We start from the raw sequence: 23,477 nt of genomic DNA on the forward strand, positions 1-23,477 counted from the left end.
TCGGCCGGCAGTTCCAGTACTACATTCGGGGACCGCTCCTAACGAGCTCATTCCTCGTTTTCTCAAGCAGCTCGGCCGCTTGGGGAACGGGAGCCAGCATCTGCCATTGCCAAAGGTGACTGCTTTACTCTTGTTTTTCTTCGGGCAAGTGGGTTATACCGCCCGCGCCCTTAGAATCCCCATGTTGGGGGCTCGAAGAACAGGAAGTTTTCATGAAAGTTTTCAAGTCCCTTACGGTTCCCGGACTGCTCACCGTACTCGGCCTGATCGCGACGCCGGCATTGTCCGCGCCGACCACGTATCCGCTGACGCTCGACAATTGCGGCGCGAAGGTCACCATCGCCAGGGCTCCGGAGCGAGCCATCGGACTTGGCCAGAACAGCGCGGAGATCATGCTGCTTCTCGGTCTGGAAGACAAAATGGCCGGCACCGCATTCTGGCCGAGCAAGGTTCTGCCGCAGCTCGCCGAAGCCAATGAGAAGGTTAAGCTTCTGTCTGTCGAGTTTCCGACCTTCGAGTCGATTCTGGCGCAGAACCCGGATTTCGTGGCAGCGGCCTTGCCAAGCCTGATCGGACCGACGAGCAAGGTCGCCAAGCGCGAGGACTTCGACAAGGTCGGCATACCAAGCTACATTTCGCCCAGTACCTGCCTCAGCACCGAAAAGGTCAAGAACGAGTACGGCAGCCGCGACCAGCTCTGGAACATGGATCTGCTGTACAAGGAGATCGACGAGCTTTCGCAGATTTTTGACGTCGCCGATCGTGGTCAGGCGCTGATCGCCGACTTCAAGAAGCGTGAAGCGGCATTGCGTACCAGCGTGTCCAAGGATGGCAAGCAGCTTTCCTACGTCTTTTGGTTCTCCAGCCAGTCTCCTTCCGCAGACGCCTATCTCGGGGGCAAGAACGCCGCATCCGGCTTCATCGCCGATCTCCTCGGCGGCAAGAATGCCGTCACCGCGGAAGCCGAATGGCCGACACTCGGGTGGGAAAGCATCATAGCCGCCAATCCGGATGTCATCGTCGTGGCCAATCTCGACCGCAACCGCTGGGAACTCGACAAGCCGGAGGCCAAGATCAAGTTCCTGAACAGCGATCCGGCCGTCAGCCAGATGCCGGCGGTGAAAAACAAGGCAATCGTCGTCATGGACGGCCAGGCCATGAACCCGACGATCCGCACCATCTACGGCGCCGAACAGGTGGCCGAACAACTGAAAGCGCTCGGCCTGATCAAGTGACCGCCTCGAACCGCTCCTTCCAGCAGGCTGCCCCCTTCGGTGTCCTCCTGTTGGCCTCCCTTGTGGCGGTCGGCCTGGTCGTCGGCATCAGTGTCGGGATCGGCGACCTGCCGATCCCGCTTACAACGACCTTTACCGCCGTCACGAACAGGCTGGGATGGACGGCGGTGGAACTCAACCGCATCCACGAGACCGTGATCTGGGATTATCGCCTCAGCCGCGCGCTCGTGGCCGCTTTCTGCGGCGCGGGACTGGCTCTGTCGGGTGCGATCATGCAATCGCTGCTTCGCAACCCGCTGGCCGAGCCCTATGTGCTCGGTATCTCCGCCGGCGCGTCCACCGGCGCAGTCGCCATCGTCATTCTCGGCGTTGGTGCAGGTGCGGTTTCGCTGTCGGCCGGGGCTTTTGCCGGCGCATTTGCAGCCTTTTTTTTCGTGGCGCTGCTGTCCAACGGTACGCGTGGCGGCGCTGACCGGACAATCCTCGCCGGTGTTGCCGCTTCGCAGCTCTTCAACGCCGCCACATCCTACGTGGTCACGACTTCCGGCAATGCGCAGCAGGCTCGCGACGTCATGTTCTGGCTGCTTGGCAGCTTCGGCGGCGTGCGCTGGCCGGAGTTCATGCTGGTTTCTGCTATCGTCGGCTTCGGGCTTGTCGTCTGCCTGTTCTATGCCAGGGTTCTGGATGCTTTTGCATTCGGTGACGAAGCGGCCGCATCTCTCGGTGTCAACGTCGGAAGGGTCCGCATCGTGCTGTTTGCGCTTACCGCAATGATGACGGCCACGATCGTCAGCATGGTCGGCTCGATCGGCTTCGTCGGTCTGGTCGTGCCGCATGCGGCGCGCTTCGTCGTCGGTCCGCTTCATATCCGGCTTCTCCCAGCCTGCGCCATTGTCGGTGCAATCTTCATGGTGCTTGCCGACATTGCCTCGCGCGCGCTCATCCCGCAGCAGGTCCTGCCGATCGGGGTCGTCACGGCGCTGGTTGGCGTTCCCTTCTTCTCCGTCATTCTCTACCGGTTCCAGCGCGCATCATGAGCATCAAAGCCGAAAACCTCGTCTGGAAAATTGGCAGGAAGACCATAATTGATGGCGTCTCCTTCGAAGCGCCACCGGGAAAGATGCTCGGCCTTCTTGGCCCGAACGGCTCTGGAAAGACGTCGCTCTTGCGGCTTCTGGCCGGCCTGAAGCGGCCCAATTCCGGGCGAATCTCGCTCGATTTGAGGGACATAGGGACAATCGGACGCCGCACGATCGCGCAGCGCGTCGCCTTCGTTGAACAGAATTCGACAACAAACGCCGATCTGAGGGTCGTGGATGTCGTCAAGCTCGGACGCTTTCCGCACCGCTCGATGTTTTCCGGCTGGACGCTCGCCGACGATCAGGCGGTTGAGGAAGCGTTGAAGCGGGCCGGCATGACCGGCAAGCGCCATGATCGCTGGCAGAGCCTGTCCGGTGGGGAGAAGCAGCGCGCCCATATCGCAAGAGCTCTGGCGCAGTCGCCAAAAGAACTGATCCTCGACGAACCGACCAACCATCTCGATATCCAGCACCAGATCAGCCTCATGCGGCTCGTCTCCGGTCTGCCGGTCACCAGCATCATTGCCCTGCACGACCTCAACCATGCGGCCATGTTTTGTGACGAGCTGATCGTCATGCAAAGCGGAAAGATCGTTGCGTCCGGCACACCGACCGAAGTCTTGACCGAAGAGGTCCTCAGGGATGTTTTCTCGGTGGATGCGCGTGTCGAAGCCTCGCCCTATCACGCCCGGCCGCACATCCACTATCTCCGTTGACGACGCCGCGTGGCTGAGGCACGGCGCTGCCGGCTTGCAGACCGATCGCGTCGTTTCACACATCCCCGATTTCAGCTCGCGCAGAGCTTCTTCAGCGCCTTCTCCACACCCTTGCGAAGGGCTGCCGAAATCTCGGGTTCGAAGGTCGTGACAACGTCACCAAACTCTCCCTCTGCCTCGATGATATCGATCGAACTTGCGTTCGTTATGCAGGTGGCAAGATTTGCCTGCAGGTGAATTCGAGCCTTTGCTGAAAAGCCGCCCTGGAGAGGGGCATCATCCGACGTCTTGCATGCGAGCGTGCCGAGTGCGTTTGCTTCGGCCAAATCGCCGTTCACTCTGATCTCGATCGTGTCGATTTTGACGAAGTCGAGCTCGTCGATGCCCAGTTCGACCTTGACGCCCAAAACCTCCTGCCTAACCTTCAAAGGCTTGCAGGGCTGAGCGACCTCGATCGCTCGTTCGAGAACATTGGCGGCGGATGCCGGCGAACTCAAGGATGATGCGGCAACAATGATCACGCTTAGCGCCATGCACCTCAGATGGCGCCGACCGTTCCGGCAAATCACGACCTGACGCTTCATGTCGCCGGTCAGGCCAGATCCTGTCTTCGAACGAATATCGAAATGGTCGACACGCATACTCTTTCCTCAAGCCGAAGTGTGTCTGCGACATCAGAATACAATGTCCGTATACAAAGGAAAGAATGTTGCATCAGATCATCCCCTGCGACGTTCTTTTGGATGGATCGAGTTCTCCTTGGCGCCTCCTCCAAACCTTCCCGGAGCGGCTGGATGGCCGCTCGGCCCTCCGTCAATGCGTCATGGCGGGCTTTGACTTCCTTTCCGTCCACTGCGGCGGAGCGCCGTACTTCGAAGCGAGCACGCCGAGCAGTCCGGGTGCGCGGCCGAACGCATCACAGGCAGCATATTTCGGCTTTCCGCCGAGCCATGAGCGGGCGCGCTGCCTCGACGGAAGCGAAAGGTTCAGTCCCTTCGGTTCCTTTCCGGCGGTCAGCACCCGTGAGAAGTCGCCGGCGAATTTCGCTGCGAGACCATAGGCGTCTCCGACCTCGGAAACGCGGGGATTGTCCTGAATGGAGTTTGCGCCACGCGCCCATAGCATTGCGGCATTTTGCATTCCCATGGCGTCGGTAGCTTCGGCTTCGATCGACAGGCCGCCAAGGCCGAAGGGGAGGCGCGGTATGCTCACAGGCAGGGCAAAGCCCGAACCGACGCTGACGACGGTCGCGACCCCGGCAACTGCCTTGTTGGTGGGAACGATGTCGGCGACAACCGAGCGAACGGTCAGATCTGCCGGCTGACCGGCCGGGACCATCTGGTATTTGTCACTCAATGAAACGCACAGCGCCCGGTCGAGAGCATTGGAAACCAGGGACCGATCGGCTTCGGACTTGATTTTGGACGCAGCACTGAAGGAAAAGACGGTCGGGACGATGGCGACAGTCTTTACCCGTGCCAGCTTCTGCCCGTCGACATAGAGCCGCCTCTTGGCGAGCGTCCCCTTCGACGGACCAAGGTCCCCGTAGGAGGCAAGCGTTCCCGCCTCCTTGAGCGGCACGGCAGCGCATCCCGAAACGGTTGCCGTTGTCAGCAAGGCAATAAATCCAAGGAGCGATGCCCTGGTTGGCTGGTTGAAAAATTGACGACGTGAATGCGAATTGCTGAGCATGTATCTCGTTGGCCTCCGATCATGACGATGACCGGACATTCGGTGCGAACAATTGCGACACAATTACATGGCCCCCCACTTGCAGCATCTTGGAGCTGAATCGATAGGTTTGTTCCCGACGGACCGCTTTCGATGCCGACTTTTCCGCCATGGTTTCGGTGATCTGCTTGACGAGGCTAAGCCCCAGACCCCCGCCTCGCATTACACGCAAAAAAGCGAATACAGTCATGTTTCCGCAATTGTCGGAGCCCAAATGGAAAAGCGTTCACCTGGAAACGGCAGGGCATGACCTCATCCGACCTCAACTTTTGGAACAGGGCTATGACTTCGAAACGGACGGCAAGAGCAGCTGCGGCGCTGGTGGTTATCGGATCCATGCACATTGCCTTCGTGATGCTCGAGGCGGCATGCGGCACGCCCGACGGCGGGCAATGGCTGATCATCCTCATCTTCAGATGGGACGAAAGGATCGTCGATGTCTGGACAGGCAAGGTGCGGATGGCCGAGATGAAACTGGGTCCCGTCCTTTTTGACCCTGCAAGGATCGGCATGCACCCATGACGCGCAAGACCATGCTTCACCTGCTCGCAAACCTGTTCTTCGCGACCATCCTGTTCGGAGCCCTTCTCGGCGGTCCGATCGTGATGCTCATTTTGATTTCGGAACGGCATGCGCTGTGACGATGGCGAAACGCCAGGTAGAATTTTCCGGTACGCAGCGTTTGTGCGAACCTGCGCTGCTGCGGACATGCCGCATGATCCCATCTGGTGACGGCTATGCGGAGACATACGGCCCGACGCGCTTAACAAATCAAAATATATCTCGTGATGACTTTGCCGAGCGCGTTGGAGAATATCGCGACAACATCACCACCGGCGGAAGGGCATGGCCACGTTCCGCTCGCTCAGTTTTATCCCTCGATCACGACCTGCCATCAGAGGGTCATACTCACGCAAAGGAACACGTAATGCCCACAGCTCGCTTGCCAGGCGACCTCTCTTCTTGCCGATTTTTCATGCCATTGCTTGTCCTTGCAATTTTCGCCGGCGCACCGGCGCGAGCCGAAGAACCGCTTTCCAGCGTCATCGCCGACGGCAAGCCGTGGGAGATGGTCGTCGTCAAACGAAAAGCCTCAAACATCCTCGTGTTTCGTCCCGACGGCGGTGGAACCATCAGCGACAGCCTGGTGAGCATAAGTCCGACGTGGAGGGCCGCTCCGGACGGGATTTGCATAAGGCCGCGGCCGGGGGATGACGAAAAATGCCTTCGACTGACCCGGACCAAAGCCGGCATCGAAGCGTCACAGAACGGCAAGACCGTTTGGGTGCTCAAGCGATGAAGCGCACTCAAGCAATTAGGTTTTCGGTGTCGGTAGCAGGTGGGAGCATATAGCCATTGATGCTCCGTTCTCTGAATCCGACCTCGTCCGGTTGTGGGAGGGCTGATCGGACTCTGCGCCATCGCGGGGGCGATCCCACAAACATCGGTCACATCACTCTGTGAGGAAACGACTTCTCAGAGTCTCCTCCGGCGAAGGTGGCAAGATATCGGAATAGAAATAGATATATGTGTTCGAGCCGATTGCTCACGCGACGATCTCAAGATTGCCACGGACATCAGCTCGGTAATCGAGCGGCACCGTTTGCGCGCTCGTCTTGTAGCGCTTAAAAGCCCCGAAAATCCAGGTGATTATTGATCTCGGGAGCATCTATCCGATAAGTGAAGCAATCGAATACGGATTCGGCTACTTGCCATCGGCAGGAGACCCGAGAAAAAGGTAGAAATGCGCTACTTCATTACGGGAACGGCAGGCTTCATTGGCTTTCATCTGGCCCGCCGGCTGTTGCAGGATGGGCATGAGGTAATAGGCTTCGACGGACTGACGCCCTATTACAATGTCAGGCTCAAGGAGATGCGTCATGCCGCGCTGACCCAATATCCTGCCTTCCGTCCAGTCGTTGCCATGCTCGAAGACAAGGCAACGCTGGAAACCGCCGTTTCGGCAGCAAAGCCGGATGTTCTCATTCATCTGGCCGCACAAGCCGGTGTGCGTTACAGCATCGAAAATCCGCAGGCCTATCTACGTTCGAACATCGAGGGTTCCTGGAACATTCTGGAGCTGGCAAGCCGTATCGAGCTTCGCCATCTCATGCTCGCCTCGACCTCCTCGATCTATGGCGCCAATCGGACCGTCCCCTTTCGCGAAACCGACCGCGCCGACGAGCCGCTGAGCTTCTATGCCGCCAGCAAGAAGTCAATGGAGCTGATGGCGCACAGCTATTCGCATCTCTACAAGATTCCGACCACGGCCTTCCGCTTCTTCACCGTCTACGGCCCGTGGGGCCGGCCCGACATGGCTCTCTTCAAGTTCGTCAAGAACATGATCGAGGACAAGCCCATCGAGATATACGGCAAGGGCAATATGAGCCGCGATTTCACCTATATCGACGATCTGGTCGAAGCCGTGGTCAGGCTGTCAGACGTCATCCCCTCCGAAACTAACCGTGTTGCCGATGCAACAATCGAAACGCTTTCGCGTCAGGCCCCCTTCCGCATCGTCAATATCGGCGGCGGGCAACCGGTCAGCCTCATGGACTTCATCGAGAAGGTCGAGAATGTAATGGGGCACGGAGCAAAGCACGTCATGCTTCCCATGCAGAAGGGCGACGTGCCCCGCACCTTTGCAAGCCCCGACCTTCTCCTTGCCCTGACGGGCTACCAGCCGAACACTCCTTTAGAAATAGGCGCCAGGGCTTTCGTCGAGTGGTATCTGGAAGCCAGGCAGGAACTCGGCACGATCGATACGTAAGCTGCTGACGCTATCGCGATGTGTCGATCCGCTTGAGGCAATAGGAAAAGTGAGCGTCCGGCTCGAGCGTCAGAAATTCGAAGCGCCAGCCGTACTCCACGCAGAACTTGTTGACGGCCTCGACGACCCCATAGACGACGGGTTTGACCGTGTTACCCGTGCAGAAATCATGGCCGGCGATCCTGCCATCCGGCTTCACTTTGCGGTCCGCCAGCAGGAGCTCCCGCCATGTCAGCGCGAAGGAATGATCGGTATCGATATAGACCCAATCGAACGTGCTATCGTCGAACTGGGACAGCATATCGAGCGACGTACCCTGGCGAATGACAACGCTGCCCTCGGCGATCTCCTGTCCGAATTTGCCATTGATGATTTGAAGACCTTCTGAGTATCGGTCCATATTCCAGGGATCGATGAGGTATAGCCGCTGCGGCTGGTTGCGTGCAACGATCTCCTCGCTAAAGGCGCCTTCTGCAACCCCTAACTCAGCCACGATCCCGCCTTTCGGCAAATTGTCGAGAAGCCTGCCACGGTCGGGAAGCAACCTTGCTTCTTCTGTGTGGGCGTAATCCAGAAATGTCCGGGGGGTGCTCTGCCGAAGGGCCAGCCGCTGCTCTCGCGTCGTCATTTTCGCTCCGAATTTATTCAGCCGCACCTCTACAGAGAATGCTTCCCACGGGGAAGAGCGGAGTGCACAGGCAAATTGCTCAGAATTTCAAAAAGAGGCTTGCGGTTCTTTTTGAATATCGCTAGAGACGCTTCACCGAACGATGACATAGGGCATCGCGGGCGATTAGCTCAGTTGGTAGAGCGCCTCGTTTACACCGAGGATGTCGGGAGTTCGAGTCTCTCATCGCCCACCATTTCGTTTAAAATCAAAGCCTTGTACCTTGAATTTGGTCAGTGAGCCATTCAGGTGAGACATCGGCTTGCACAATCCCACTTACATTTTGAAGTCGCGCAACGGCGTTTTCTATCTGCGCTGGCCCCTCCCCCGTGAAATGCATCCACAAAGAATACCGTCCGACATCAAGGTATCGCTACGGACACGCCCGGCTGATGATCCACATAGGCGAACTATAATAATGTCGGAATTGCCTACCGCATGGATTACCAAGATCTGCGTACAGCCCTTCAGAATCACTTTCGGGTGAAGTGCTCCCCGAATTTGGGCCAGCGGGAGCTGGAATTTTCCGGGGTTAAGGCTCAGGTCGGCGGGGGTGCCGATGAGCCGTTTGTGGTTCACAAGGCGCCCCTACGCCTAAGCAGCACATGAAGGCGTCGATAGCCGAAGCGGCGGCGTTCATGCGCCAGCGCGTTCAGGTCATCCGGAAGCTCGTTCGCCGTTATCGTCACGGATAGAACAGTATATTTTACCGCTCGGATCGAGAGGCCGGATGGTGCTGATTCAATTGGTCGCGGCCGTCACCCAGCCTTTACCGGCGTGCGCGTTTCGCTCGGCGTATGCACGCGGTTCCAGTCCAATCCCTCGAACAAGCCGAGAACTGGGCGGCCGTCAGATGCATCGCGCCGTCCTGCATTCAAGGCCAATGGAACTCGCCATCCTCAAGCTGCTTGGCAACCAGGCACATGCCGCTGCCATCCCAGAAGATCAGCTTAATCCGGTCCGTTCGTTTGGCGCGGAACGCATAGATCGTGCCAGACAATGGGTCAGCACTCATCTCCGCCTTCACCAGCGCTGCCAATCCTTCAGCACCTTTGCGGAAGTCGACGGGCTTGGTGGCTATCATTACCTTTGCCGCACCGGACGGACCAATCACGACTGAGCCTTCAAGGCCTGGATCACGGCAGCAATGGTCGCGCTGTCCGTGCCAGATGCGATCCTGACGATCGCGCCGCCAACCTCCAGCTCGATTGCCCCAATTGGAAGTGCGCGCCTCGTTATCGCCTTTCGCCGTGTCGGGGGTGGCTCTGCCGGGCGATCAATTACCGCTGGCACAAACATCGGCGGCGAGTCTTGCTTCGCCTGACTTCGCACCTGCCGACGCCAGGTAAACAACTGTCCGGGCGACAACCCATACCGGCGCGCAACAGCACTGACCGAGATCTCGCCGCTATAGCTCTCGGCGACAATGCGGTCCTTCTCCTCGTCGCTCCAGTCGCGGCGACGGCCTGTTCCCGTGAAAACCTCAAACCGTTGCAACGGCACATCTGCACCGGTGCCATGCGTATACCCTGTAATCGTCATATGTCGGAGCCTCGTTCGGCAACAACATCAACAATCACATGCTGATCCGGAAGGTGGGGTCAAGGCACCGCTTACCTTCAAACCACAAGAATTCGCCAATTACTTCAAGGCATGCGGATACGACCCCGAGTAAAATGGACGCGCTCTAGACCTTTGATCAGCGCCAAATCAATCGGAGTCATCAAGAAGATGCTTGGGAGATCCAAGGTGTTGCGCATAACGCCCTTTTTCCGAAAGCCTCTTCACTGCGACTTTGGACATCACAGGACTGGATAAAGTTGTCGATCCATTCCGTAAGGCGTGCGGCTGGTAGAAGGTCTCAGATAACTCATCATTTACCCCGCGCAGAGTAAAGGCTCTGCGCCGATAACGCCGCCCCAGCAAGGAAGAAGAGCGTATAATTGAGAGCGATCCCACCGGAGAAAAACGCGGCACCGAATATCAGCAGGTACATCCCGGCGATCGCCAACGAACTCGCCGAAGTTTCCCATTCACTGAGGATGCGCCAGAAAGGGAACACAAGGACCACCCCAAGTAGCAACACCGCGATCGCGCCGCCCTCGTAACCGGCCTCCAAGATCCAATTGTGCGGATAGATCTCACCGCTGTGTTGCGCGGGCAGCCAGCCGGGATAGACACCAGCGAGGTCCAGTGAATAAGATCCCAGACCCCGACCGAAAACAGCAGAGGCCGGGTTTGATAACCAGCCCTTTAATGCAAACTCAAACAAAGTACGCCTTGACCAGGTACGGTGATCACCGCCGTCTCCGGTGTCAAACGCACCTGCTGCGTCATAGGGATTATGTGCATCTGTCTTGGGCTGAAATATAGCACCCTGCTCATACCGCTCCGCCTCGCCTTCCGTTCGCTGCACGACCGAAAGATTTTTTGCGATCGGCGCATAGAACACGCCGGCAACTAGGATGGCGGACAATCCGGTATATATCGCTGCCTGTGCGACCCCCTTGATGCGGAATACAAGGGCTGCGAGCACGATCGGCAAAAGCAGAAACATCGTGCGAGAACCTAGTTCCGCCAGCAGTAGCGTGACGCCGAGACCAACAACATACGCGATGGGAAGACGCGTTCGACCGAGAAGCCATACGAACGATGGAATTGCGCTAAGAGCAATTCCATAAGCGACCAACTGGTAATAACTGTAGTAGGGCGCCCTGCCCGGCACCTGCGGGATCGCCAAAACATCGCGAAAGTCGTCACCTTCCCACAATGAACCATATTGGATCCAGGCAACCGGCAAGGCGAGCAACAAAGCTATGCCAGCGAACATCACGACGACAATCAGGCCGCCGGGCCGCCATCCCGCAAGGATGCCAGCGCCGAAGAAGGGCAGCACCGTCAATATGAATTGACAAAGGTAGCGGATATCGAAAGCCATTGTGCGAAAAGCGAAGTAACTCAACACCATGTAAACGACATAGGCAAGAATGATCGCCCCCGGTACCGCAAACTTCCGCCAGTCGCGAAAAGCAAGAACAGCGAATGGTGCCGAGATTGCGATCAGCGCAACAACCCACAGCCGGCTTCCTGTAGGCTGCCACCATTTGAGAAAATACAAATAGTTGAAGAAAACCAATGTAGTGAACGATAGCGAGAATAGTAAACCCGCTCTTGATCCTAAGCTACGCATTTATCAGCTCCAGTTGCCGGACTAATCGCGCAACTGGGAATCTTTGTCATCCTAAAAATGACAGATATGTCGGCATATCCAAAGACACGTGTCCAACGATCGGCTGCTTCTCCGTATGAGGGGAAGCATCAGCGAGCGCGAGCTTTGAATAATCGGTGCGCGCATGCGGGACGCCGCTCGCGCGAACGAAAGACGGGCGAACGGAGGAACCGTGGGCCGATCGGCTATTTTTGGCATCACGATTACAGTCTGGATTTTGATGCTAATCTGCGCCCTCAGCAAGCCAAAAACGGTCTGCGTCGCGCAGAATCCAATGCCAATATCAATGCTTTCAGATGAAGAAGCGGCTTACAATAATTCAACGCTTGCTATCGGCTCGACGGTTCCCTCGACGTTTTCCGATCTCGATGCAGCTCGGTCAAGAAGATGGGTCAGATGCACATGTCCGCGATCAAACGTGCTGATCATTCTTTCCTTTCGACGAGCCGAGTGTGAGGGGCGAAACCGCGCCAGACAGCTTTAAGACATGAAGAGTTCACCAATCACTTCGAGCCATCTTCCGCACTCCGCCAACAACGGCCAGCCGCAGTCGCGACCGACACGGTCCGGTGCCGTCAGGCGATTACATCTGGCGTATACGTCGAGCTGGAGGACGCGCGTGAACGCTTACAATATCCTTCGGCAATTGCCCGCTGCGACCGGCAGGATGAGTGAAGGCGACTCCAGGCGGACCACCGCCGCTCCATCGGCTCTCCCGGGGACGCGTAGAGATCATGGCCGTGGAGGAAGCCTGCATACGCCGATGAGGAGACCATCACTGCAATAGGCGCTACGCCCCGAATTTCGTTTGCCGCTTCGGTTCCCTCATGTCGGGAAATGCATCGGAGGCTCTCGCTCTTGAATGATCTAGACCTCGCCCTCCCACCAATATTTTGCTGTCGAAGTTTATCGACTTAAGGGCTACGGAGAATAAACGTCAGTTATCCAAGAACCAGACGTAATCGCGGCTGCTCGATCAAAATAGGCCAGCGAAACATCTGTTGATATTCCGAGGGCTACGGTACAAGAGCGGTCAAAGGAAGCTTAAGCGAGCAAACGAAACCAAATAGATGATTTAGGGGGTGTCGATGGTTTCGCCCGCCAGGAGGAACGATTACCCGTCCTAGACGGGTTGCGCGGGTGGGGAGCTATATTCGTCCTACTTTTTCACGTTTTCTGCGAGGGTTTGCCAGTAACAGCGGAGAGTGGTGCCTTCTTGCGTCTGCTTCTGCCGTTCAGCGGATTATACGCCGCCGTGCTTGTCTTTTTCGTGGTGTCCGGAATCTCACTGTCGTACGGTTATTTTAAAGAGCGGCAAGTTGAGAAACTGATTGCGGCTGCAGGATCTCGTTACTTTCGGTTAGGCCGTGAACTCATAAACACGAGCTGACCGAAAAACGTTGAAATCGACAACGTCGAATGGGCCAGCGAATTCAGACCTTCGAAGCGTAGACTGCCCGAAGAAGGCTATCTCCACACCGCTCAAATAGAAGGCGACCCCAATCGGCGATCAGGCGTTCCTCTGACGTAACAGCGCGCCGATATTCAACCGACCTCAAAACCGTCCCATCATTCGTTGTAATTTCCGCATGTGTCTTTTTCGGAGTTCCGTCCGAAAAGTAAAGATACATGTAGGCAAACACAATCAGGTGCCGTTTTCCCAATGAATGCACGCGCTCGTCGATTATTTTCACTCTGCGTTGCACCGCATCGAAATCAGCATTCCTGACCGCGCGCTCAAGATGAACGAAGCCTAGAAAAAGGTACTTGTTCTCAATTGTTACCAGCCCGTCTCGCGTCCTGTCGACGCCATGGGTAATCAGCTTCTGCTTCACAAATTCGTAAATCGAGACCTGCATGAGAAATACTTACACGGTGAGAATCGGCGTCGCTAGGGTTTCGCCCATTAGTGGATTTCAAATTGCTGTGGAATTAATTCACGACTTGGCATGAGCCGTCAGACTTGACCGACTTCGAGTGGGGCTTGATCGAACCACTTCTACCCAATAAGCCGCGAGGCGTGCCACGCGTTGATGATCGTCGCGTTTTAGACGGCATCTTTTGGGTTCTGCGATCTGGAGCCACTTGGCGGGATATCCCTGAACGATACGGGCCTTACACAACTTGCTTTAATCGTTTCAGGCGCTGGACGGCGGCTGGAGTTTGGGACGGGTTGATGGATGCCGTAACGAGCCCATCAGATGATGGCATCGCGATGATCGACGGGACTTCAGTTCGCGCCCATCATCTGGCAGCCACGTTAAAGGCGGATCATCAGGACCGCTGCCTCGGGCGAAGTCGGGGCGGTCTCACAACCAAGATTCACGCCGTCACCGACAGCAAGGGGCTGCCAATCAAGATTGCCATCACACCCGGTCACGCTCACGATTTAACAGCAGCGAGCGCGCTGCTTAATGATCTGCCCCCAGGAGCTATGCTCCTTGCCGACAAGGCATACGACGCTGATTGGCTCCGCGCAGAAGTGAGAGCCAGACGATCATGGGCGAATATCGCGCCAAAATCCAACCGAAAGAGCCCAATCGTCTTTAGCCCTTGGCTGTACAGAAAGCGAAATCTGATCGAGCGGTTTTTTAGCAAGCTTAAATGTTATCGACGGATCGCTACCCGATACGACAAACTGGGCACGAACTTTCTCGCTATGACGAAGCTAGCTTGTGTTCGTCTTACTCTCCGTCATAACGAGTCCACGGCCTAGTGCTCCCCATTTTTGTTGTTGCAATTGCTGTGCACCTTGCAATGATCGCAGGACTACAAAACACATCCAGTGAAAGACTAGCGACATTTTCAAACGCGTTGAATTTTCAGTCCAAAGCGGAATACGTTCTACGCTTTTCCTTTTTTGATGTCTTCTTTCACTATAATCCCTGTGTGACTTACGCTGGCCCGATGTGGACGATGAGCGTAGAATTAATCGGCTCGTTCCTTCTTTTCGCAGTCCTTTTACTCAGCGCCCAATCTGCCTACTATCTTCCGACCATTTTTATTATCTCTGTCATACTTATATTTTCCACGCCTGAAGATCATAGGCTTTACTCGCTATTTCTTTTGGGGGCTGTGATCGCGGGCGTCATTCAACGGGAGTATGTTAAAGATATATCGCCCTGGGTGTTCGCAGCGATGCTTGCTGTCGGCCTATCGGCCCCTGCCTTTTTGCCACCTGCATATGATGCATGGAATATGGTCGCCACAGTCGCGTTGACGCTCGGATGCATCGGTATCAAGCCTGTGAACAGGTTTCTGTCTTGCCATTTCTCGAGACTTCTCGGCAGAATCTCCTTTCCTCTTTATCTCGTTCACGGGCCGAGATTGGTATTGATCGGAGAGCCGCTCGTCCGCAACTTCGGCGAGACGGCACAGTCGAAACTTACCATTGATATCGGGATCTGCATGATCTCAATCCTCGCCGCGTTGCCGATGATTTGAGTAAATAAGCTTGCCATCCAAATTTCGCGGTTTTTCGGCCAGCGGTCTACGGTTGCACTCGCGTCCAAACTCAACTAGCCCCATCGCAAAACTGAACTTCCAGATCAACCCACGTCGATCCTGTAGCCATATGACGAGGCTGGAACTCTGGATGACCTAACTGTCGCGATGGCTCTGCCTTGCGACGTAGGAGATCGACTGCTATGCGTTCCCTCAACAAAGAGACGAGCTAGGGAAGACGTTGTCGTCGGTATAATATGAGAGTTTTGGTGACCGGTGGAGCGGGATTTATAGGCTCCGCTGTCGTGAGGCATATGGTCCTGGAAAAGCAATGGACGGTCAGCAACGTTGACTGTCTGACCTATTCTGGGAACGAGAGGTCGCTCGATTTGGTGAATGGACTGGCGGAATATAGCTTCCACCGCCATGACATCTGCGACACTGGCCAGATGAGGGCGCTCGTTTTCGAGTTTAGGCCCGACATTATCATGCACCTAGCTGCCGAAAGCCACGTCGATCGATCAATTGACGCACCTGATGTCTTCATGCAGACGAACATTATGGGCACTTATAGCCTGTTGGCATCGGCGCGCGCGTACTATGATCAGCTTCCGCCAGAGAGAAAGACGAAATTTCGTTTTCATCACGTCAGTACTGATGAAGTTTTCGGTGAACTTCACGAAGGTGACCCCGCCTTCACCGAAACCCATCGCTATCGGCCGAATTCACCTTATTCAGCGAGTAAGGCGGCGAGTGACCACTTGGTTGTCGCTTGGCACCGGACATATGGGCTGCCGACCGTTATTACGAACTGCTCTAACAATTATGGGCCCTATCACTTCCCAGAGAAGCTTATTCCACACATGATTGTAAGCGCTCTTAATGGAGCCGATCTTCCAGTTTATGGAAACGGGCACCAGATCAGAGATTGGCTATTCGTCGAAGACCATGCTCGCGCCTTGGCGCTTGTCGCGGAAAGGGGCAAGGTTGGCGAAACCTACAATATCGGTGGCTTGGCGGAGCGTCGAAACATCGACGTTGTCTGTGAAATTTGTTCAATATTGGATGAACTTCGGCCATTGCCTGATGGCAAGAGTTACAAGAGCCAAATAGTTCACGTAGTAGATCGGCCCGGGCACGACTATCGCTATGCGATGGACATCAATAAAATCAAGAGCGAAATAGGTTGGGAACCGTGGGAAAACTTCGAAACCGGACTTCGTAAAACCGTCCAATGGTACCTAGATAATGCGCATTGGTGGCGAGCAATTCTCGACGGAAGCTATCGGTTGCAGCGTGTAGGGGCCGGCGTATGAAAAAGGTTGCCATTGTTCAGTCAAATTACCTTCCTTGGAAGGGGTACTTTGACATGATTGGTGCGGTAGACGAGTTTATCCTTTACGACGACGTGCAATATACACGGCGAGACTGGCGTAACCGCAATAAACTTAAGACGCCACAGGGGCTGCAGTGGTTGACGGTACCCGTAAAGGTAAAAGGCCGGTACCTTCAAACTATCAAAGAGACTGAGATCGATGGCGACGCTTGGCGTGACGCTCATTGGAGAAGCCTAGCCCACAACTATGGCAAGGCGCAATATTATTGTGACATTGCCACATTGATTGAACCCATCCTACTGCATGGGAAGCAAACCCTCCTTTCCGATTTGAACACGGACCTGCTTAAGGCGATCTGCGGCTATTTGGGAATTACAACCAGCATTCGACAGGCTTCTGAATTTGACCTTCAGGAAGGAAAAAGCGAGCGCCTCCTAGGCGTTTGTCTTGCCACCGGCGCCACCACCTACGTGTCCGGGCCTGCCGCACAGGATTATCTCGACCAATCTCTTTTCGCAGACGCTGGTGTTGCCGTCGAATGGTTTGATTATGGTGGCTACCCGGTCTACCCTCAGCTCTGGGGTGAATTTGAGCACAGTGTCTCCATTTTGGACTTGCTCTTCAACTGCGGTCACGAAAGCCCGCTTTATATGCAGCATCTGAACAGACCCACTATAGCTGCCCCTAAACAAGACCTCGAATAGCCCCCGGTTGGTCGCTGATCGGTCGGACCGTTACAAATGTGCTAAATTCAAGGTGACAGAATGACTGATGGAACGAACGAGCTCCTGAACGAGGTTGCCGTTTATTATTCGAATCGGCTTGCACAACATGGCCAGACTGCTGCGGGAGTCGACTGGAGAGACGCGGACAGTCAGATTCTTCGTTTTGATCAATTGCTGACGCTTATCGCAGCAAATGGCCCGTATACCCTATGCGATGTCGGTTGCGGCTATGGCGCCCTCCTCGACCATATTTCGAAGCTCAAGCATTCGGTCCGGTACGTCGGCCTGGACGTTTCATCGGCAATGGTCGACGCCGCTCGGCAACGTTTCGTTCACAACCCAAATGCTCGGTTCGAGATATCAAGCCGTCCCGACACCATTGTCGATTACAGTGTCGCGTCGGGGATTTTCAACGTTAAACTCGGAAGATCTGAGCAGGAGTGGGAAGAATATCTGCTCGAGACACTGGACATGATGAACGAGGTAAGTACACGCGGGTTTGCGTTTAACTGTCTGACGTCTTACTCCGACACACATAAAATGCGTCCCGACTTATTTTATGCGGATCCGCTTCATCTATTCCAGATTTGTAAAAGCCGCTACTCGCGCCATGTGGCACTCTTACACGACTATGGCCTCTACGAATTCACAATGATCGTACGGAGATAAAGATGAGCAAGATTGTAATATTCGGGACCGGCGATATTGCACAACTCGCTCACTATTACTTCACTACTGATAGCCCATACGAGGTCGTTGCCTTCACAGTCGACAAGGCTTTTTTGACCGAAGATAGTTTTTGTGGCCTCCCGGTAATCAGTTTTGAGGAGGTAACCAGCCGATATCCGCCCACCGAACATTCAATGTTCGTGGCGCTCAGTTACGCAAAGCTCAATCAGATCCGCAAACAGAAGTTTGAGGCCGCCATTGAAGTTGGCTATGAGCTATGCAGCTACATTAGTTCCAGAGCGACAGCGCTGAACGGCAATGCGTTCGGACGGAACTGCTTCATTCTGGAGGACAACACGATCCAGCCCTTCGCAAAAATCGGCGACAATGTAACGCTCTGGAGCGGAAATCACATCGGTCATCACTCTACGATCAATGACCACACATTCATATCATCTCATGTTGTTGTTTCCGGTGGTGTAACCATAGGAGAAAGCTGCTTCATCGGTGTAAATTCGACATTGAGAGATCATGTTAACGTTGGCAACTTCTGCGTGTTAGGAGCTGGAACTGTGCTCCTTTCCGATGCCGCGGAATACGGCGTCTACAGCACGCCGGAGACTGAACGATCCCGCGTTCCAAGCAATCGGTTAAGAAATATATGACAGCGAATTGGGTCTGGAAAAAACGGGGCAGACTATTTGTCGCAACCGGAGAGCGGCATCCTAAGCTACTTACTCACCAAGCCAATCCTCTCGCAGTCCATTTGGAGAACGATATTTTCCGTATCTTCTATAGCGGTAGGGATAGTGAAAATCGATCCTCGGTGGGCGCTGTGGATATCGAGATCCCGACAGGAGTCGTGGTTTGCGATCACATAGAGCCATTCGTTGTGCATGGCCCGGCTGGCAGCTTTTACGAAGCTGGCATCAGCATCGGCAATGACTACTCGAAGGATGGCGATCGCTTTATTCTTTTCATGGGCTGGCAAAACAAACCAGGTGATCATTGGCGGGGAGACATTGGACGCCTTAAAGTGACCCCGGAGATCAATCTGGAAATCCTGGATAGACATCCCCATCTTGCGAGCGATTCCGAAGACAGTGTTAGCTTGTCCTATCCGTGGGTGCGTCAGCATAACCACGATTACCAAATGTGGTATGGATCAACGGAGACTTGGGATGGCGGAAACGGTGAAATGGTCCATGTGATCAAAGGCGCCGTATCTTCAGATGGAAGAAGCTGGCGGAAGACCGGTCTCGCTGTACCTTATATTCTAGGCGTCGCACAGGCATTTTCTCGCCCAACTGTTATCCGCTTGAGTGATGGCATCGATCATATGTGGTTTTCATACCGAGCAGGAGACGGCTCCACGTATCGGATAGGCCATGCGCAAAGTGCTGATGACGGCCTTACCTGGACGTTGGCACTTGATGCACTTTCCATTCAGGCATCTGAAAGCGGCTGGGACAGTGAAATGATCGAATACCCGTTCGTTTTCGGACACAAGGGAGCGGTCTATATGCTCTATAATGGCAATGGATATGGTAAAAGCGGCTTCGGTCTTGCCGCACTAGAGGGCCATTGATGCTTCGCTTGCTTGACTACGGCTACATCGCAGCAACAATTGCTTTTACGGTTTACGGTCAGATGATGCTCAAATGGAGGATAGGTCAGTTTGGCGCTCTTCCCTCCGACCCACTCAGTAAGCTGAGATTCCTTATTCTACTTCTTTTTGATCCTGCGATTTTTTCCGGTTTCGCGGCAGGATTTCTTGCATCGCTTGCATGGATGGCGGCAATGACCAAGTTCCCTCTGAACCATGCGTACCCATTTATGAGCTTGAATTTCGTCGTGGTCGGAGTGCTGAGCTATTGGATGCTAGCCGAACCCGTATCCGCACAAAAGTGCGCGGGCCTGGGCCTAATCGTATTGGGGACGATACTTGCTGCGCGGGGGTAAAAAGCAAGACCAGGAGACCATCGGCAATCGATACAACTCCGTTATTCCATTCTCTTTCAATTTAATACTCGGAGTTGGCACGTGTCTTTTCATGACACCGGAATGGGAGACGAATGACGACGTAGCGATGGCCATGATCGCGAACGGCCAAGACCTCATCGCCGAGTGCGAGGCGATGACAGAGCAGGAGCGACGGGCGGCATGACGCAGAACAGCCAAGATACGGTCGCGGAAAACTTGATCTGCTTCAAGCCCGCCTGATCGGCGCGACATGAGAAGGCGGTGGAAGTCGGCGATGATGTCGCGAGCTTTAAGCTTTCGCCGACGATGCGCCAGGAGCATGCGGCCGGCGACAAGGTCTTCGTCGACTATTCCGGCAAGAAGATCCCGATCGTTGATCGCAAGACCGGAGATCCGCGAGGGGGAGATCTTTGTGGCGGTGCTCGGTGCATCGAGCTTCACCTATGCAGAGGCGACTTGGACGCAAACGCTCCCTGACTGGATCGGCTCGCATGTCCGGATATTTCGTTTCTTCGACGGCGTTCCGCGACTGATCGTCCCCGACAATCTGAAGTCGGGCGTCAACCATGCCAGCTTCTACGATCCCGAGATCAACCGCAGTTACGGCATGATGGCCTCCGACTATGGCGTCGGTCAACAAGCTCGCGATCCAGGTGTCTCGCATGGTTGGGAATTCAGTCGTTTCCGTCCTGACACGCTCTCTTGGGGCCATACCGAAAAAAATGCGGCGGAGTAGGCAACCTCTATAGTTGCCATCTCCGCTCCTAGACCTTCTGACCTCCCAGGCTTCGTTAGAAGCTTACTTCACAGACAAGGCGTCGCTCACTCGCAACAAATTGACCCTGCAAAATCAATTCCAAGCTGGGCAACGGCTCCGCGTACTGACGATACACGAAGGTGTCATCCTTTGAGCGCTGGTCCTCCGAAAGGTAGTTGACCATCGGACGATATGCATCAAATTGACAGCCCTCCTTGCCGATCACTCCCCGCCTGAACGCAACGGTGTGACCGAAGTAGACGCGATCCGACCTGTGCGCGTAAAGACGCTTCCCATCCTCTGAGAATATCGGAAGGATTTGCTCCATGCCGTCTTTGGTCTTCCTCGTTATGGTAAACCAGTTCTCAGCCATTCGAAGGTCAGTCTGATTGAATACGTCAATTGGGTTGACGCCATAGATACCAGCACCGCTCGTCGGAGAGCTAACCAGCTTCTGGATTTTCTTCAGCGCCACCGGAGGTTCATCCGTCAAATGCGGAAATGGCAATGCGACGAAGAAGCACACTAGAAGAACCATCGTGTGTACAAAAACGACAGATATGGGATCGCCCGGAACGATGTTTCTGTTGATGACCTGGCCGCCCTGCAAGATCGCATATTCCGGCTTCGCGGTCGGTATTTGGCAAACGCCAAACAATCTTGTCCGGCGATCAGCCACGAACCTGTACACTGCAGGTCCGCCAAGATAACGGCCGATTAGGAGCAACGGATGGATCGGTAGCAAAAGCAAAACGTGCCTGGATAAAAGGACGTAAAATTCATAGCCTTTGACAGCCTCGTCGCTGTTGGAGTCTACCGCATATAGGTCCTTTTGCGCATCATCCGGATCAATGCCCATTTGGAGAAGCCACGGGGTATTTTTGGACAGCGGTTTGAGATCGACTCTCCTGAACAAGTCGACCGCTTTTACGAACGTGACTGTGTTGTCGCAGAGGTTGCACCGGTCATCGTAGGCGACCTGAAGCGTTTTCGCCCCATGGATAAACCTCTTGCTCCAAAATAAGCCTGCAAAGAATAGAAACTCGAATTGGGCCAACCATTGGAGCTGCAAAACGAATAGACTGAGCCCAAAGAATAACAGTCCCCAAATGATCACATATTGACGAAAGCGACCGCCAATAAGCACAAATGGCAACATCAGAAGGTACCACGGCAACATCCCCCAAAGAGATACTCGCGCCAAGAAGACGGGGATCCAGCCTTGAGAAAACAGCCACGCAAATTCACTGGAATATCGGGACATAAAGTTATTTGTGAGCAACAAAGGTCCTGCCGAACCTGACATCCAAGCAGATTCCCCGAGGTGCATCGCAAGCGAATACAGACATACGCACCAGTAACATGCGAGCGTCATCAATTTTGCAAGTTGAAGTCCTGCCTCACTGGGCAATCCAGCTTCATAATAGAATGCTGAGATCGCTTTCCCCGCAGAAGTCCCTCTTCGCATCAATATGCGATCTAGCGAAAAGTTAGCGCCAGCATTTGCAAAAATCAGCAACGATGACAGCATGGCTGCGATCCAATTGCCTAGCGTAGCCGTGCGAAGCAATATGTCTCCAACCTGCCACTGAACGAGGATCAGATATAGGAGCGCATATTGAGTAAAGAGGCCCACCGCGACCAAGGCGCCCGCCACTAGACCGAGCAGCGCAAATAGCCATATCGATGGATTTCCCCAGTCCGAAGGCTCAAGATATGCCAATATCCAGAACGCCCTCTCAATCATGAAGAGGCCAAACAATATACGGATGAGTGCAAACTTCGGCGCCTCTTCCTCTGGGTTCGATACAAAGGCTCCGCGCTTGGTAAGCCAGTGAGCAAGGCGAGTCAGTTGTGCTGCTGTTGCCATCTTGACGGGGGAATGCCTCCCGACCAAGAAGAGAACGATCAATAATGGGAAGAAACCAAACATTCGCTCGCTGAACCAACCCCATGTCCCGGTAAGGGCAATTAGGGAAAGCGCAAGAACAAAGATCACGCTGGTTACAACAGCTCCTTTGTTTCTTTCGAATAGCTCTTTCAGTAAATAATTTTCTCGCCCTGGCTTTTCCACCGCCTCAACCATGCTTCTCTTGCCTTCAATGTCCTGCTTATCGCCGTAGCGACTACGCTACCAGCGCCAACGTGTACTGGGGATTTAAACGAACCTCAAGGCCACACAACCGCGTCGACCGCTACTTGCGCGTCCGGGATTGTTTCAGATCAACGATGTGGGGTTTGGAACGGAATCCGATCTGAATGAACCGCACTAGCTATGCAAATCAGCTTTTGTCTGATTCATGGATGTTCGCCGGCAGGAGGCGGCGGACATGTCGAAAGCTTTATCGATGGATTTACGCGTTCGGGTTCTTGCGGCGGTTTCGCAAGGTCTTTCGCATCGGGCTGCGACCGAATGCTTCAAGGTGAGCGCCGCCAGCATCAGCAGATGACGCAAGCGTGAGCGTGAACACGGCGATGCCCGGCCTCGTGCCTTGGGCGGAGATCGGCGCTCTGCCCGGATCGATGCGCACATGAACGCCATCCTCGAAGCCTTGGGTCCGGACAAGGACGCCACCATTGAAGAGGTTCGGCACAGCCTTGCTGAACAAGGCCTGTTCTTCGGTTTTGGCACGATCCAGCGTTTCTTCGCGCGTCATAACATCACGCGCAAAAAAGAGCGCGCATGCCACGGAGCAAGATCGTCCCGACATCCTGAAGCATCGGCAGGAATGGTTCGACGGTCAGCTCGACCTTGATCCGGCGCGTCTCGTCTTATCGACGAGAGACCTGGGCATCCACCAATATGGCGCGCCGTCATGGCCGGTGCATGAGAGGCGAGCGTCTGAGGATTAGCGGATTAGCGTTCCCCACGGCCACTGGAAAACTACGTAAGCGCGATTTTCGATGCGCATTGACGGCGGTTGACGGATACTCGCGCTTAGCTGGGTAGCAGTACCCAGCCTTATCAGGCCGCGATGGTCTTGGAGTAATTGAACGGCAGCAGGTCGCCAATGTCGGCAGTTTCTTCGCGCTGAGGCAACTCAGTGAGGACGTGGCGCAGCCAGGAGAGCGGATCGACGCCACAGGCGCGGCAGGTCAGCATCAGACTGTAAATCACCGCGCTTGCCCTGGCTC

General features: G+C 54.9%; 23 protein-coding genes, 1 tRNA gene and 3 pseudogenes. 18 read left to right on the forward strand and 9 right to left on the reverse strand.

The genetic code is table 11. The annotated features are described in order from the left end of the window. The first annotated feature begins 212 nt into the window (after positions 1-212). The 3 genes from AC1DTN_RS33365 to AC1DTN_RS33375 are packed head-to-tail and all read left to right on the forward strand — an operon-like array spanning position 213 to position 3,030. Entirely contained in the window at positions 213-1,235 is a 1,023-nt protein-coding gene (locus AC1DTN_RS33365) for an ABC transporter substrate-binding protein (RefSeq protein ID WP_113321251.1), read from the forward strand. Continuing rightward, complete coding sequence (locus AC1DTN_RS33370) at positions 1,232-2,272, forward strand: FecCD family ABC transporter permease (RefSeq protein WP_477924408.1); 1,041 nt, start codon at positions 1,232-1,234, stop codon at positions 2,270-2,272. The genes AC1DTN_RS33365 and AC1DTN_RS33370 overlap by 4 nt, the downstream gene beginning before the upstream one ends. After that, positions 2,269-3,030 (forward strand): ABC transporter ATP-binding protein, encoded by a 762-nt coding sequence (locus AC1DTN_RS33375; protein WP_477924409.1) that lies wholly within the window; start codon positions 2,269-2,271, stop codon positions 3,028-3,030. Before AC1DTN_RS33370 ends, AC1DTN_RS33375 begins: the two co-directional genes overlap by 4 nt. A 71-nt stretch (positions 3,031-3,101) precedes the next feature. Here the strand turns inward: AC1DTN_RS33375 and AC1DTN_RS33380 are convergent, their stop codons facing one another. Both AC1DTN_RS33380 and AC1DTN_RS33385 read right to left on the reverse strand, forming a co-directional pair. Further along, entirely contained in the window at positions 3,102-3,671 is a 570-nt protein-coding gene (locus tag AC1DTN_RS33380) for a hypothetical protein (protein ID WP_477924410.1), read from the reverse strand. 172 nt (positions 3,672-3,843) lie between these two features. Beyond that, positions 3,844-4,722 carry a DUF3313 domain-containing protein gene (locus tag AC1DTN_RS33385; protein WP_477924411.1) on the reverse strand — a complete coding sequence of 293 codons (879 nt, stop codon included), beginning with the start codon at positions 4,720-4,722 and terminating at the stop codon, positions 3,844-3,846. Between the two features lie 321 nt (positions 4,723-5,043). Here AC1DTN_RS33385 and AC1DTN_RS33390 point away from each other — a divergent pair, with 321 nt between their 5' ends. The 4 genes from AC1DTN_RS33390 (at position 5,044) to AC1DTN_RS33405 (ending at position 7,531) form a co-directional block, all read left to right on the forward strand. Beyond that, complete coding sequence (locus AC1DTN_RS33390) at positions 5,044-5,283, forward strand: hypothetical protein (RefSeq protein ID WP_477924412.1); 240 nt, start codon at positions 5,044-5,046, stop codon at positions 5,281-5,283. Continuing rightward, the gene (locus AC1DTN_RS33395) at positions 5,280-5,402 is read left to right on the forward strand and encodes a hypothetical protein (protein WP_477924414.1); all 123 of its coding nucleotides are present in this window, start codon (positions 5,280-5,282) and stop codon (positions 5,400-5,402) included. The genes AC1DTN_RS33390 and AC1DTN_RS33395 overlap by 4 nt, the downstream gene beginning before the upstream one ends. Before the next feature lie 2 nt (positions 5,403-5,404). Further along, on the forward strand, positions 5,405-6,061 hold the full coding sequence (locus tag AC1DTN_RS33400) for a hypothetical protein (protein WP_477924415.1): 657 nt from the start codon (positions 5,405-5,407) through the stop codon (positions 6,059-6,061). 444 nt (positions 6,062-6,505) lie between these two features. Next, a complete protein-coding gene (locus tag AC1DTN_RS33405; RefSeq protein WP_477924416.1) occupies positions 6,506-7,531 on the forward strand; it encodes an NAD-dependent epimerase/dehydratase family protein in 1,026 nt (341 codons plus the stop codon). Between the two features lie 10 nt (positions 7,532-7,541). Here AC1DTN_RS33405 and AC1DTN_RS33410 read toward each other — a convergent pair whose 3' ends face one another. Further along, complete coding sequence (locus tag AC1DTN_RS33410; protein ID WP_113321243.1) at positions 7,542-8,159, reverse strand: class I SAM-dependent methyltransferase; 618 nt, start codon at positions 8,157-8,159, stop codon at positions 7,542-7,544. A gap of 159 nt (positions 8,160-8,318) precedes the next feature. Between AC1DTN_RS33410 and AC1DTN_RS33415 the strand changes: the two genes are divergently transcribed. Further along, positions 8,319-8,394, forward strand: a tRNA-Val gene (locus tag AC1DTN_RS33415). A gap of 562 nt (positions 8,395-8,956) precedes the next feature. On the opposite strand, the pseudogene tnpB reads toward AC1DTN_RS33415, so the two are convergent. From tnpB to AC1DTN_RS33435, 4 genes and pseudogenes are all read right to left on the reverse strand, one after another. Beyond that, positions 8,957-9,312: pseudogene (gene tnpB / locus AC1DTN_RS33420) on the reverse strand (IS66 family insertion sequence element accessory protein TnpB). Further along, entirely contained in the window at positions 9,309-9,740 is a 432-nt protein-coding gene (gene tnpA / locus AC1DTN_RS33425; RefSeq protein WP_477924417.1) for an IS66-like element accessory protein TnpA, read from the reverse strand. The pseudogene tnpB and the gene tnpA overlap by 4 nt, the downstream one beginning before the upstream one ends. Before the next feature lie 331 nt (positions 9,741-10,071). Further along, positions 10,072-11,388, reverse strand: coding sequence for a hypothetical protein (locus tag AC1DTN_RS33430; RefSeq protein WP_113321241.1), 1,317 nt, complete (start codon positions 11,386-11,388; stop codon positions 10,072-10,074). 1,472 nt (positions 11,389-12,860) lie between these two features. Beyond that, a complete protein-coding gene (locus tag AC1DTN_RS33435) occupies positions 12,861-13,286 on the reverse strand; it encodes a hypothetical protein (RefSeq protein ID WP_113321240.1) in 426 nt (141 codons plus the stop codon). Between the two features lie 104 nt (positions 13,287-13,390). Here AC1DTN_RS33435 and AC1DTN_RS33440 point away from each other — a divergent pair, with 104 nt between their 5' ends. The 9 genes and pseudogenes from AC1DTN_RS33440 to AC1DTN_RS33480 all read left to right on the forward strand — a co-directional run. After that, positions 13,391-14,143 (forward strand): IS5 family transposase, encoded by a 753-nt coding sequence (locus AC1DTN_RS33440; protein WP_113321239.1) that lies wholly within the window; start codon positions 13,391-13,393, stop codon positions 14,141-14,143. A gap of 41 nt (positions 14,144-14,184) precedes the next feature. Then, complete coding sequence (locus AC1DTN_RS33445) at positions 14,185-14,871, forward strand: acyltransferase family protein (RefSeq protein ID WP_477924424.1); 687 nt, start codon at positions 14,185-14,187, stop codon at positions 14,869-14,871. A 257-nt stretch (positions 14,872-15,128) separates the two neighbouring features. Then, positions 15,129-16,187 (forward strand): dTDP-glucose 4,6-dehydratase, encoded by a 1,059-nt coding sequence (gene rfbB, locus AC1DTN_RS33450; RefSeq protein WP_477924418.1) that lies wholly within the window; start codon positions 15,129-15,131, stop codon positions 16,185-16,187. Continuing rightward, positions 16,184-16,912 carry a WbqC family protein gene (locus tag AC1DTN_RS33455; RefSeq protein WP_113321236.1) on the forward strand — a complete coding sequence of 243 codons (729 nt, stop codon included), beginning with the start codon at positions 16,184-16,186 and terminating at the stop codon, positions 16,910-16,912. Before rfbB ends, AC1DTN_RS33455 begins: the two co-directional genes overlap by 4 nt. A 60-nt stretch (positions 16,913-16,972) precedes the next feature. Further along, positions 16,973-17,602, forward strand: coding sequence for a class I SAM-dependent methyltransferase (locus AC1DTN_RS33460; protein WP_113321235.1), 630 nt, complete (start codon positions 16,973-16,975; stop codon positions 17,600-17,602). Positions 17,603-17,604: 2 nt separating this feature from the next. Next, the gene (locus AC1DTN_RS33465; RefSeq protein ID WP_113321234.1) at positions 17,605-18,267 is read left to right on the forward strand and encodes an acetyltransferase; all 663 of its coding nucleotides are present in this window, start codon (positions 17,605-17,607) and stop codon (positions 18,265-18,267) included. 170 nt (positions 18,268-18,437) lie between these two features. Further along, positions 18,438-19,190 carry a glycoside hydrolase family protein gene (locus AC1DTN_RS33470; protein WP_477924419.1) on the forward strand — a complete coding sequence of 251 codons (753 nt, stop codon included), beginning with the start codon at positions 18,438-18,440 and terminating at the stop codon, positions 19,188-19,190. After that, positions 19,190-19,564 (forward strand): EamA family transporter, encoded by a 375-nt coding sequence (locus AC1DTN_RS33475; protein ID WP_477924420.1) that lies wholly within the window; start codon positions 19,190-19,192, stop codon positions 19,562-19,564. The genes AC1DTN_RS33470 and AC1DTN_RS33475 overlap by 1 nt, the downstream gene beginning before the upstream one ends. Positions 19,565-19,876: 312 nt before the next feature. After that, positions 19,877-20,216: pseudogene (locus AC1DTN_RS33480) on the forward strand (IS21 family transposase); the annotation flags it as partial. A 160-nt stretch (positions 20,217-20,376) separates the two neighbouring features. Here the strand turns inward: AC1DTN_RS33480 and AC1DTN_RS33485 are convergent. After that, positions 20,377-22,428 carry a thiol-disulfide oxidoreductase DCC family protein gene (locus AC1DTN_RS33485; protein ID WP_477924421.1) on the reverse strand — a complete coding sequence of 684 codons (2,052 nt, stop codon included), beginning with the start codon at positions 22,426-22,428 and terminating at the stop codon, positions 20,377-20,379. A gap of 244 nt (positions 22,429-22,672) precedes the next feature. Between AC1DTN_RS33485 and AC1DTN_RS33490 the strand changes: the two are divergent. Continuing rightward, positions 22,673-23,231: pseudogene (locus AC1DTN_RS33490) on the forward strand (transposase); the annotation flags it as partial. A gap of 76 nt (positions 23,232-23,307) precedes the next feature. Here the strand turns inward: AC1DTN_RS33490 and AC1DTN_RS33495 are convergent. Beyond that, positions 23,308-23,477: transposase domain-containing protein (locus tag AC1DTN_RS33495; RefSeq protein WP_477924425.1), on the reverse strand; the 170-nt coding region annotated here is incomplete at its 5' end.

The organism is Rhizobium sp. 01T444 (genome assembly GCF_056398305.1).

Bases quoted from the DNA above. Each gene is read 5' to 3' on its own strand.
- AC1DTN_RS33405 (WP_477924416.1), top strand. From the start codon at position 6,506: ATGCGCTACTTCATTACGGGAACGGCAGGCTTCATTGGCTTTCATCTG.
- AC1DTN_RS33435 (WP_113321240.1), bottom strand. From the start codon at position 13,286: ATGCAGGTCTCGATTTACGAATTTGTGAAGCAGAAGCTGATTACCCAT.
- rfbB (WP_477924418.1), top strand. From the start codon at position 15,129: ATGAGAGTTTTGGTGACCGGTGGAGCGGGATTTATAGGCTCCGCTGTC.
- AC1DTN_RS33385 (WP_477924411.1), bottom strand. From the start codon at position 4,722: ATGCTCAGCAATTCGCATTCACGTCGTCAATTTTTCAACCAGCCAACC.
- AC1DTN_RS33445 (WP_477924424.1), top strand. From the start codon at position 14,185: ATGATCGCAGGACTACAAAACACATCCAGTGAAAGACTAGCGACATTT.
- AC1DTN_RS33375 (WP_477924409.1), top strand. From the start codon at position 2,269: ATGAGCATCAAAGCCGAAAACCTCGTCTGGAAAATTGGCAGGAAGACC.
- AC1DTN_RS33485 (WP_477924421.1), bottom strand. From the start codon at position 22,428: ATGGTTGAGGCGGTGGAAAAGCCAGGGCGAGAAAATTATTTACTGAAA.
- AC1DTN_RS33390 (WP_477924412.1), top strand. From the start codon at position 5,044: ATGACTTCGAAACGGACGGCAAGAGCAGCTGCGGCGCTGGTGGTTATC.
- AC1DTN_RS33380 (WP_477924410.1), bottom strand. From the start codon at position 3,671: ATGCGTGTCGACCATTTCGATATTCGTTCGAAGACAGGATCTGGCCTG.
- tnpA (WP_477924417.1), bottom strand. From the start codon at position 9,740: ATGACGATTACAGGGTATACGCATGGCACCGGTGCAGATGTGCCGTTG.
- AC1DTN_RS33395 (WP_477924414.1), top strand. From the start codon at position 5,280: ATGACGCGCAAGACCATGCTTCACCTGCTCGCAAACCTGTTCTTCGCG.
- AC1DTN_RS33365 (WP_113321251.1), top strand. From the start codon at position 213: ATGAAAGTTTTCAAGTCCCTTACGGTTCCCGGACTGCTCACCGTACTC.
- AC1DTN_RS33475 (WP_477924420.1), top strand. From the start codon at position 19,190: ATGCTTCGCTTGCTTGACTACGGCTACATCGCAGCAACAATTGCTTTT.
- AC1DTN_RS33430 (WP_113321241.1), bottom strand. From the start codon at position 11,388: ATGCGTAGCTTAGGATCAAGAGCGGGTTTACTATTCTCGCTATCGTTC.
- AC1DTN_RS33465 (WP_113321234.1), top strand. From the start codon at position 17,605: ATGAGCAAGATTGTAATATTCGGGACCGGCGATATTGCACAACTCGCT.
- AC1DTN_RS33460 (WP_113321235.1), top strand. From the start codon at position 16,973: ATGACTGATGGAACGAACGAGCTCCTGAACGAGGTTGCCGTTTATTAT.
- AC1DTN_RS33455 (WP_113321236.1), top strand. From the start codon at position 16,184: ATGAAAAAGGTTGCCATTGTTCAGTCAAATTACCTTCCTTGGAAGGGG.
- AC1DTN_RS33410 (WP_113321243.1), bottom strand. From the start codon at position 8,159: ATGACGACGCGAGAGCAGCGGCTGGCCCTTCGGCAGAGCACCCCCCGG.
- AC1DTN_RS33400 (WP_477924415.1), top strand. From the start codon at position 5,405: ATGGCGAAACGCCAGGTAGAATTTTCCGGTACGCAGCGTTTGTGCGAA.